The organism is Candidatus Desulfofervidus auxilii (genome assembly GCA_030262725.1).
Classification (GTDB): domain Bacteria; phylum Desulfobacterota; class Desulfofervidia; order Desulfofervidales; family Desulfofervidaceae; genus JAJSZS01.
Genome location: JAJSZS010000034.1, coordinates 1 through 9,464, shown reverse-complemented (window position 1 = coordinate 9,464; position 9,464 = coordinate 1). Strand labels below are relative to the sequence as shown.

Here is a 9,464-nt window from a genome sequence, read left to right as displayed (position 1 = left end):
ACAGCTATCCGGTGGACAGCAACAGAGAGTTGCTATTGCAAGAGCATTAGCAATGGACCCGATAATACTTTTACTAGATGAACCCACATCAGCATTAGATCCCGATCTTAGAGATGAAGTATTAAATACTTTGAGAAAAATCGCTGAAGAAGGTATAGCTATGATCATAGTTACACATGAAGTAGATTTCGCAATAGATGTTGCGGATAAAATAGTATTTATGGATAATGGGAAAATTATAGAAGAGGGGAAACCAAGGGAAATAATATATAAGACAAAATCAGATATGATTAAAAGATATCTTAAAAGTATCCATATGAGATAGCTACTCATTTTTAAGTAAAAACTTTTTTATGAGTAAAATATATTATTAAATACTATGGATGCAAGGAAAATCAGCTTTTGCGCAATAATGAGCATCATTGGAAATATATTATTTATACCTACTAGATTTGCAATTGGGGGACAGGTAGTTCCAGATTTCTCCCATATAGCTACATTTATATCTGCAATATATGGTGGAACATATATCGGATTCATAGTCGGTTTTCTATCAGGTCTACTTCCAGGAATATTCTTCGGACCTTTAGGATCCTTGGGAATATTGGGTTTAATAGGACTCCCCTTAGGTAAATCTTTAACTGGATTAACTTTAGGATTACTAGTAGATATTTTAAAGATAAGGGAGAAAAATAGATTTAAATGGATTCTACCACTAGCTCCTCTAAGCTATATTCCGGAATGCATATTTACAATAATATTCTTTAAATATGTTATCCCATTATTCCTAAAAATATCGCTTGAATTCCTCATTCCAATAATATTAAGTAAAGCATGGATAGAAATAATTCTAATAAGCATATTGACATCCATATTGGTAAACAATAGATCATTTACAGAATACATGTTAAAATACTTTGATAGATAAATATAGTAGAGATAGACTTTTCTAATCGAAACAATTATCTAAACCAGCGAAATATTAACCATAGGTCTATTCAAACAATAAACATAAACTGGGAAATTGAATAGTAATGTAAAACTAATAAAATTATATTCACGAACTTTCTAAAAAGTTTATAAAAATATTTGATGTCAAAATAAGGAGCGTTGGACGTCGATATTCTAATTGTCGATAAAACTATAAATTTAGTAAAAGTCATTATTTCATGTAAAATAAGTTTGAGAGAACGATTGACAAAAAATGCTTTTGGAAAAGAAGGCCTGAAAAAACTAGGACTACTTTAGATATACGTCCAATATTTGTAACAACAGATAAAGATACTGAGCTTAGAATAGATACTAATCGTTATACTCTCTTCCATGTTTTAGATCGTACATTTGTAACAGATCCACATAAATATAATCGAATAATTAAAGACCATAAAAAGAAATATGGAGAAAAAAATTCCTTTAAAGCTAATCTTAAAAATAAAAATCATAACACAATTTAAAGCATTCTTAAATACATTAATTAAACTCATTAGATAAGCTTAACGCCTTAAATCTTTTATATATAAATAAAACATTAGGAAAATTAGTTAAAGAATTTTAGATGAACTGAATTCGAAATATGATATTAGAGAAAAGATTCGGGATCATAAAATTATGAAAATAAAAGCGTTTGAAAAAATATTCGGATTTAAGTCAAAATTCAGCTACTATGAGTTAAGCTATATATTTAGACCTGGCAACCTTTATATTAAAATAAAGAATACAAGATTATTAAATCTGATAAGAAAGCTTGCAGACTTAGCATATCCAGATGAATCTGATCAAGATCCCGGAGAAAAAAAGGTACAACTTTTATCTTCTAGTCAGGATAGGAAAAATCGGAGCTATAATAGTTGCGATTGTAAACTATAAGAATATGTATGCTTTAATTTCAAACAATTTTACTCCATTAGAAGTATATATTCTGGGAAAGAAGAAATTGAGAAAGAATACTTTGATATTGTAAAAGACATGCTGAAATTTTCAAAAGTTTTAATGAAAAATTCTGAAATCATAAAACGATGTCTGCCACCAGAAATTAGAACTGGAAAAATATTAGGTAAATGCGTTATGAAAAAGGTTCTTCAAAAAAGAAGAAAGAAAGAATTATGAAAATATATATTTCTCACATAAAACTATGAAACCAATATACTTTATTTCATTAAACGATTACCTCAATGTTTGTGTTATTTACTATAAAGCCGCTTTCGGTGAAAAGACTGGAAACATGGCTCCAGAGGATATATATAGGAGATAGTCTGATTGAAGAGACTGTAGAATGTTGAAAATAAAGAATAAAACAAGTAAAAGAGCCTTTATGTACTGGCTTTGTCACAAGTCTCGCTGTGGTGGTCATCCCTTTGAAATAGTGTTTAGTTGATATAGACACGGAATTCATTTGTATCCTCCAAATAAACATGAACCTTGGTTCAGCATATTTGTTACAAACTATGCTTATGCATGAAAATTTCTTAAAATGGTAGAAGCCATGATTAAAAACGATATTCCGTTCAAGGCTCCAAAATTAGAAAATGTATTAAAATTCTTGGCTGGAGAAACTTATTTTAGAGTAAATGAATATGCAGAACATTTTGTTTTTTATCATTCCATAGGTAAGGATAAAAGAAAATATATAGAGTGGGACGAAATTAAAATACCAAAATTCAAGATTAAAGTTTGAAGATAATACTTCAATTAGTTTTTAGTTGTTTATCACCCAAAACCTTTTAAGAAGCTGTATATCTTTTTGCCTGGAAAATAGTACCATTAAATACAGAGTTAAGAAGACTGAATTAGATGAAGTTAACCCCCAGTATATGGATCAAACACTTTAACAACATATTTCCCTCCATAGTCAAAGGAATTTTCGCAAACCAGACAACTTTTCCACTCTCTCTAACACCAGAAGCATTAAGCTATACCGAAAAACCATCAGGAAAAACCAGCTAACATGAAGTATTTAGTAAACGAGTAGTAAAATCCAACTTATAACAAATGAAAAACCTAATTTCTTAGGTATTTCAACAATAATAGGGCCTAGAAAAACAAGTATAATAGTACATAATATAATGGACCAAACAATTTTAGGCCCTCCAAAAAGACCCTCCATTTCCTTTTTCTTCCATAAATAAAATGAGAAATTTCCTAATAAGTTTAATGAAATAATATAAGGATTTATCCAACCTAAAGCTGCTATACCAAAAGGGATAATTGTGAAAAATAGTAGTGCAACAATTAAGAGTGCTTTTGTTAGGGATGAATGAATGGTTAGAATAGCTATTATTCGATATAGAAAACCTAGTCTAACTTTCTCTAAAAATTCTCTTAAATCTCCTAAAATTCCTAATATATTCAATTCACCTATAACTATCATAAAGAAAAGAAGAAAGTAAGAAACTACCCAAAATACCCAGACTATGTAACATAGAAAATTTCGGAGCATTACTTTATTGAAAAAAACTCCAAAGAAGAGACCAAACATAATACTCCAAAAACTTGCTATAAAGTCACCTAAATCCTTATTCATTTTTATCACCAACATAGGGTTTGAATATAGAATATATATTTAACCTAATCCTTTTATCTTTTAAAATTTCTTCCCTAATCTTTTTATCTTCAGATAAACTAAATAATGTTAATAGCTCTACATTAGTATCTTTTTGAATAATCTTTTTTTCAAGAAGTTTTTTTAGAATAAAGTTTACTCTTTCACCATATTTTATAACGGTATCTAAGATTATTATTACATCTGGTTTTTTACGTATAAGAGAAAGATTGGGTCTAGTTTCTATTTTATAGGGAGTCTCTCTTAGATATACTAGTGGAATATTTATCTCATCAGAAACTATTGCAGCGACTGGTAATATCCATATCGAAGCAGAAAATAGGAGATATTTTTTATTACTCTTCTCTAGACTATAAATGAAATTAATAAAATAATTTGCAATTTCCGCTACGAGATTTGGATCATTATATATATTCCAAGGACATACTTTATTGTTTATAACGCATAGTTTTTTTAAATTTTCTTCTAATTTCTTGACGTTCACTTTTGGTTTTTTTACTCGACTTAATGTAAGAGAGTCAAGGAAACTATTTCCCATCCCCTTTTTCTTTATTTCATTATTTGATGCGTAACCAAATAATGAAATAATTGATTCTTTTATTTTATTATATCTTTTTATTTCCTCCTCTTTTACACCTATAGGATCTACCTTTAAAAGAACAAATGGCAAAATCTTCCCTTGGTCGTAGCCGAGAGATAACATAATTTGACGAACTAATCCTAACGTATATCCTGTTGCAGATACTTCGTCCAAGAGAATTAGAGTTTCATCTTTTTGAGGTTTCGGCAAAACTTTTAAGATCGAATCATAAAGACCATAGCCAATATGGCCACCAAAATATGCGATACACATTGGTATTCTTAGTCTTTTAATGATAAGCCCAGCTAATGCACTACCACCACGACCTATGCCAATTATACGAATTTTATCCAAAGACTCTCTTTCTAACTTCTCTTTAACCTCATTAATTAATAAAGCGTATGCAGTATCAATTATTTCTTCACGATCCTCTTTTCCTGCTGAAAAAAGTCGCCAGAATCCCCAAATTTCTCGTTCTTTTCCACTCGAGAAACATATTTTTAATATTTTATCTTTTATATAACTTGTTGTTTTAAATATTTGTTTATATTGTTTTCCCACCATTTTGTTAATATTTCCATATTTTATTAACTTAATACTACATTTTTCTTGATATCCATATAGCAATATTATTATTTTTAATAACTTTCTATACATGATTTCATAACCATCTTTAACTATCAATATATCTATAGCATTTTTACATATTGCTCTTAACATATTATTTTTTTTAAGATATATTGGTGAAGAAAATAAAGTACTATAGATCCATGAATAAATTAAAGCTTTTTCATAAATTCTATATATGCTTTCCTTAAGTAAACTATACTCTGGACTTTTATCTAATTCTTTACCGATAATCGAAGCTCTTTCTAAGATAGGATAGATATATTGATAATATAATTTTTCTATTAATCCTAAATCAATAGCTTTATTCGGTTTCTTAAGATATTCAATTAAATTGTTGTATTTTTCACATATTGTAGTGGGAGATATAAGATTCATCATCTCACGATGGCAATTTAAGCTTGTTTCCTTCAACATAAGAAAGTATTAAACGAGCATTAGCCCTTAAAGATTTCTTAAAAGCCTCCACTAATCTTCCTGAACTATAAGCTTCTGATGCCCCAAAAATCTCATTTTTAAGTATCTCTTTAAGGGCATCTTCTGCAGAATATCTTCGATATTCTGTAGAAATATAGGTTCTGTTAAAATAAAATAGACCATATAACAGAATTGGAAATTTAATATTAGCAGGGAAATTAATTATAAAGAACTCAGGAAACACGATTAAATCTCCTTTAATCCTTAAAGGAGATTTACCAATTTTAGAGAAATACAATAAAATGATAATAAGCATGAAAACTAATAATAAACCACCAATGGTTAATATTAGGAAAATGATCAAATCAATGCTATTCATCTCCCCACCTTTAAATCTTTTATTCCAAATTATTCTTAAAAATTTATCTTACTATTTTCGAATAATTCATCATTATTAATATTTTTTCATCTTATAAATTTTACTTATAAATTTTTACTAATCAATAATAAAAGATGAAGAGAAGAAAAGGATTATCCATGAGAACTAAATAAAAAATAAATACTAAATTGAACGATCTCTAGTCAGAAAAAATTTTAAATCATTTGAATTAAAATAAAATAAAATAATAAAAAATAAATTGAATTAAGTGTGATATCAATGTCTGAAAAATGTAATATTGATGAAAAAGTGAAATTATTGCTCAGGATTATATACCTAAATGATGTTAAAAAAGATGGACTTCGTTTTAAAGATATTATGCATTTAGTTAAAAAATATCCTCCTTCAACTCTTGCTAGTCTTTTAAAAAAATTAGTTATAAAAGGATATCTAAAAAGGGAAAAAATAAATCGAAAATTTTCTAAATACTATCTGACGGAAAGAGGAGAAAAATTAATAAAAGAAGAAAGTGATTACATCATATTATTATCTCATTTAGCATTTTTCATAGATAAAAACGGTAATAGTGAGGAAACGTGTTTAGTTCATATATTATCAAATAGAGAATTTGATGAATATACGGCTATCGCTGAAATATCTGGTATGATGAAAGATATTCATATTGTAGATATAAATCTTGATAGAAATGTTTTTCTACATCAAAGAAAAATTTCTATAGAGCGCCCAAGGCATTACAAGACAAGGTACATCTTTAAAATAAATCCTCCAGTTATAAGAGAAGAAGAAATTATACTTTTATGGAAAGAAAAATATAATAATCAATATCATATGATCTTAGAAGAAATTGAGGAAGAAGTGAATAATGGCAAATGGTTTTTCGACGAAAAATATGAATTTGTATCCTTTTGTCCCCGACTTAACTGTATTACAAGAAAAGTAATTATAAGCTTGGCATTACCTGTAGAATACTATGAACTCATAAAAGACACAATAAATATTTATGTCAGTTATCGTCAAGATCCACGAAAATCAGATAATAAAGAATTAAGTAGAGTTAAAGAATATAACAAGCTAATATATGGAACTATTTATCGCACATATGATATAAATATGAAGTCTACAAAATACAAAGTTATAAAATTAATGATATGTAATCCAGATAAAGAAAAATGCTATTATATAAGATGGAGGCCGCCTCCTAAGAGAGATTATGTTCGCGTATTCTTTAAGGTTAGGCAGAATAAGGAAAATATTAAATAATGCCTATTCTAACCCTTGAATCATCATTATTTCATCTTACATTTTTCTCCGTGAAATTACTTAATAATTTTATAATCTCTTAGCTATCATTTATAAGCTAATATGATCTTCTTAAAATAGTATTTGAAGAGATGAGGAAATTTCTGGAAGATTTTTAGACCTAGGAAGTCTTTGACACCCTTAAGGTTTCTCCTCAGAATGTGTAAGAGAAGTGAAGGTTGTTGGTGATTTCTCTAAAGAGGAGTTAGAAAACTTAACTTTTGGACTTTATCCATTCATCAACAACTTTAGGATGTCTGGCTGAAAAGTTTGAGGGAAAATATGGGCTAATACATCCATGTTTAGCCTATCTCTTTTACTTGATGAGAAAATATCCTGTTCATGTGAAGGAGATACTTTAACACTAATTACTCTAGTTCTTTTAAACAAATTTTTTGAAGAACCCTGCTTTATGACTAATATTTTACCTTTAAGCTTGTTCTCCGAGGTATCTAGGAAACTTGAGGTACCTTTAAGCAAATATGACGCGGCGAAAACAGTAATTTTAGGTCATTGTTCTTATTTAGGACCAGTACTTCTTTCCATCACCTCTAAATTAGTTATTAGGAAAAAAATATGATAAAATACATAAAAGTGGAGTAACAGTGGATGCTGAAATACGTGAAGGCCCTATCACTCTAGTTAAGTTTTCACCACTTTTCGGGAAAATTCAAGTTATAAAAGGATTTTTTAAGAAAAATAGATAGATATTCTTCACCACATGCGAAATCGATAGCAGTTGTTGAAGTAGAGGATTCATATAGATAGCTGAAAAACTACTTTCTTATTATGTAGTAGTGGTAAGGAGAGATAAAAGAAAAGAATTAAAAATCATGGCCAAAGCTCTTAAAACCAATTATGAAGAACTTTAGTCAGATATTTCGTCCACCATCAGCTCTAAATAGTTCCAGAAACATTTTTATACTCTTTTTAAACTAATAATTATTGGGCGGCCGTCGTCTAGTATGGTCTAGGACGCTGGCCTCCCGAGGAAGAGGAAAGCCGGTGACCCGGGTTCAAATCCCGGCGGCCGCATATTCTAATACTGATAATCTATAATATAATAATATATTAATCGAAAGATTTTATTTTGAAATTATTGATATATTTATTGTGTTATACAGATTTATTCCGAAAAATCTTCCAGTCTTTTCTAGAGAGGTAGTTAAATCTATTTTAAATGCTTATTCGAAAGGAGAAAGAAGCGTCTACACTACTTTAGATATGGGGTTAACTTATAGCTTCTATAAGATAAGGAATAGAAATTTAATAATAGATGATATGGGTGTCGATATTAGTATGTTAAAGGATATTAAGTGGAGGGAGGGAGACTTATACTGCTATGAAAATAATATTTTTGTAAAACTTGCATGGTGGAGGGGGAAAAGTTATTATAAGCTACGATCGGTAGGATATAATACTGCACCTACACTTGAGATAAATGGTATTCATATGCATAGAATTAAAGATATTTCTCCATGGAAAGACTCTCTGCAAAAAGTTAATGCGATATCTATACGATCTGGTGAAAAAATACTAGATATATGTACAGGGTTGGGATACACAGCTATAATTTCTCTGCAAAAGGGGGCTGGGAAAATCATTACTATTGAAAAGAATTTAAATGTATTGGAGATGGCATCCTATAATCCATGGTCTAGAAAACTGGATGATGATAAAATAAAGATTGTTATAGATGATGCTTCAAAAGTAATATATAGTTTTTCAGATAATGTTTTTGATAAGATAATTCATGACCCCCCTAGATTTTCTCTTGCAGGAGAACTATATAGTCTTAAATTTTATAGACAATTGTATAGAGTTTTAAAACCTCATGGAATTTTATTTCATTATACTGGGTACCCCGGTCTTTTAAGTGGTAAGAGGATGGTAAAGGGCATGGGAAGAAGATTAATGAAAGCTGGATTTAGAATAGAATATATGCCTAAACTCTTAGGGATATTAGCATATAAATAATTTCTCCAATAAGGTTTTATAAAGAATTTCTATTGTAATAATCGTATAATCGAGTAAAGATAAATCATTGTTAAAATAAATTTGTATCTTTGGATATGGAAAGCTACATGTGTTCATTAGAAATCAAATTATTTTGATAACTCTAGAATCTAAATATAATTAGAAAAACTATAACTATTATATTAGAAACTTATTTTTAGATTTTAGGTAGGCATGGTTTTAATTTAATAGATAATTCTGTTTTAAGAGTTGTATCATAATCTAATAATACTCTTTCGCCCAATAAATTTTCTATCCTCAGCTTATTTTTTATTGTTTTTATCATTTTCTTCAGTGGAATAACTCTCTTGTAGCTATCTATACATATATATGTTTTTTTAAATAATATTTCTATTGATAAGATTTCATTTAAAATTTTTAGGAAATAGAAGTCTTGCAGAGAAAAATTTTCTTGTCCATTTATGAGAACTCTATAGTTTGCCGATGTATCGATAACAATTATTGGATAAGGAAAGTCAAGTGTCTCGATATTTCTATTACTTTCTAGAGAAATAAGTACATCTGTACTTAGGTTTTCCTTAAATATCCTATACATTAGATTTATT

9 protein-coding genes and 1 tRNA gene are annotated in these 9,464 nt (G+C 28.7%); 6 read left to right on the top strand and 4 right to left on the bottom strand.

What is annotated here, in order from left to right; all coding sequences use genetic code 11:
- From LWW95_10820 to LWW95_10810, 3 genes are all read left to right on the top strand, one after another.
- Nucleotides 1–325, top strand: a 325-nt coding sequence (locus tag LWW95_10820; GenBank protein ID MDL1957515.1) for an ATP-binding cassette domain-containing protein, incomplete at its 5' end; no start/stop codon positions are given.
- 54 nt (nucleotides 326–379) lie between these two features.
- Nucleotides 380–928 carry a hypothetical protein gene (locus tag LWW95_10815; GenBank protein ID MDL1957514.1) on the top strand — a complete coding sequence of 183 codons (549 nt, stop codon included), beginning with the start codon at nucleotides 380–382 and terminating at the stop codon, nucleotides 926–928.
- A 1,554-nt stretch (nucleotides 929–2,482) separates the two neighbouring features.
- Nucleotides 2,483–2,674 (top strand): hypothetical protein, encoded by a 192-nt coding sequence (locus tag LWW95_10810; protein ID MDL1957513.1) that lies wholly within the window; start codon nucleotides 2,483–2,485, stop codon nucleotides 2,672–2,674.
- Between the two features lie 279 nt (nucleotides 2,675–2,953).
- Here LWW95_10810 and LWW95_10805 read toward each other — a convergent pair whose 3' ends face one another.
- The 3 genes from LWW95_10805 to LWW95_10795 all read right to left on the bottom strand — a co-directional run bounded on the left by LWW95_10805 (nucleotide 2,954) and on the right by LWW95_10795 (nucleotide 5,562).
- Nucleotides 2,954–3,367 carry a hypothetical protein gene (locus tag LWW95_10805; GenBank protein ID MDL1957512.1) on the bottom strand — a complete coding sequence of 138 codons (414 nt, stop codon included), beginning with the start codon at nucleotides 3,365–3,367 and terminating at the stop codon, nucleotides 2,954–2,956.
- A gap of 145 nt (nucleotides 3,368–3,512) precedes the next feature.
- Complete coding sequence (locus tag LWW95_10800) at nucleotides 3,513–5,147, bottom strand: hypothetical protein (GenBank protein ID MDL1957511.1); 1,635 nt, start codon at nucleotides 5,145–5,147, stop codon at nucleotides 3,513–3,515.
- 1 nt (nucleotide 5,148) lies between these two features.
- The gene (locus LWW95_10795) at nucleotides 5,149–5,562 is read right to left on the bottom strand and encodes a hypothetical protein (GenBank protein ID MDL1957510.1); all 414 of its coding nucleotides are present in this window, start codon (nucleotides 5,560–5,562) and stop codon (nucleotides 5,149–5,151) included.
- A 279-nt stretch (nucleotides 5,563–5,841) separates the two neighbouring features.
- Between LWW95_10795 and LWW95_10790 the strand changes: the two genes are divergently transcribed.
- The 3 genes from LWW95_10790 (at nucleotide 5,842) to LWW95_10780 (ending at nucleotide 8,859) form a co-directional block, all read left to right on the top strand.
- On the top strand, nucleotides 5,842–6,843 hold the full coding sequence (locus tag LWW95_10790) for a hypothetical protein (protein MDL1957509.1): 1,002 nt from the start codon (nucleotides 5,842–5,844) through the stop codon (nucleotides 6,841–6,843).
- Nucleotides 6,844–7,831: 988 nt separating this feature from the next.
- A tRNA-OTHER gene (locus tag LWW95_10785) sits at nucleotides 7,832–7,917 on the top strand.
- A gap of 78 nt (nucleotides 7,918–7,995) precedes the next feature.
- Entirely contained in the window at nucleotides 7,996–8,859 is an 864-nt protein-coding gene (locus tag LWW95_10780; GenBank protein ID MDL1957508.1) for a class I SAM-dependent methyltransferase, read from the top strand.
- 196 nt (nucleotides 8,860–9,055) lie between these two features.
- Here the strand turns inward: LWW95_10780 and LWW95_10775 are convergent.
- Nucleotides 9,056–9,464 (bottom strand): hypothetical protein (locus LWW95_10775; GenBank protein MDL1957507.1); only part of this gene is annotated, 409 nt, incomplete at its 5' end.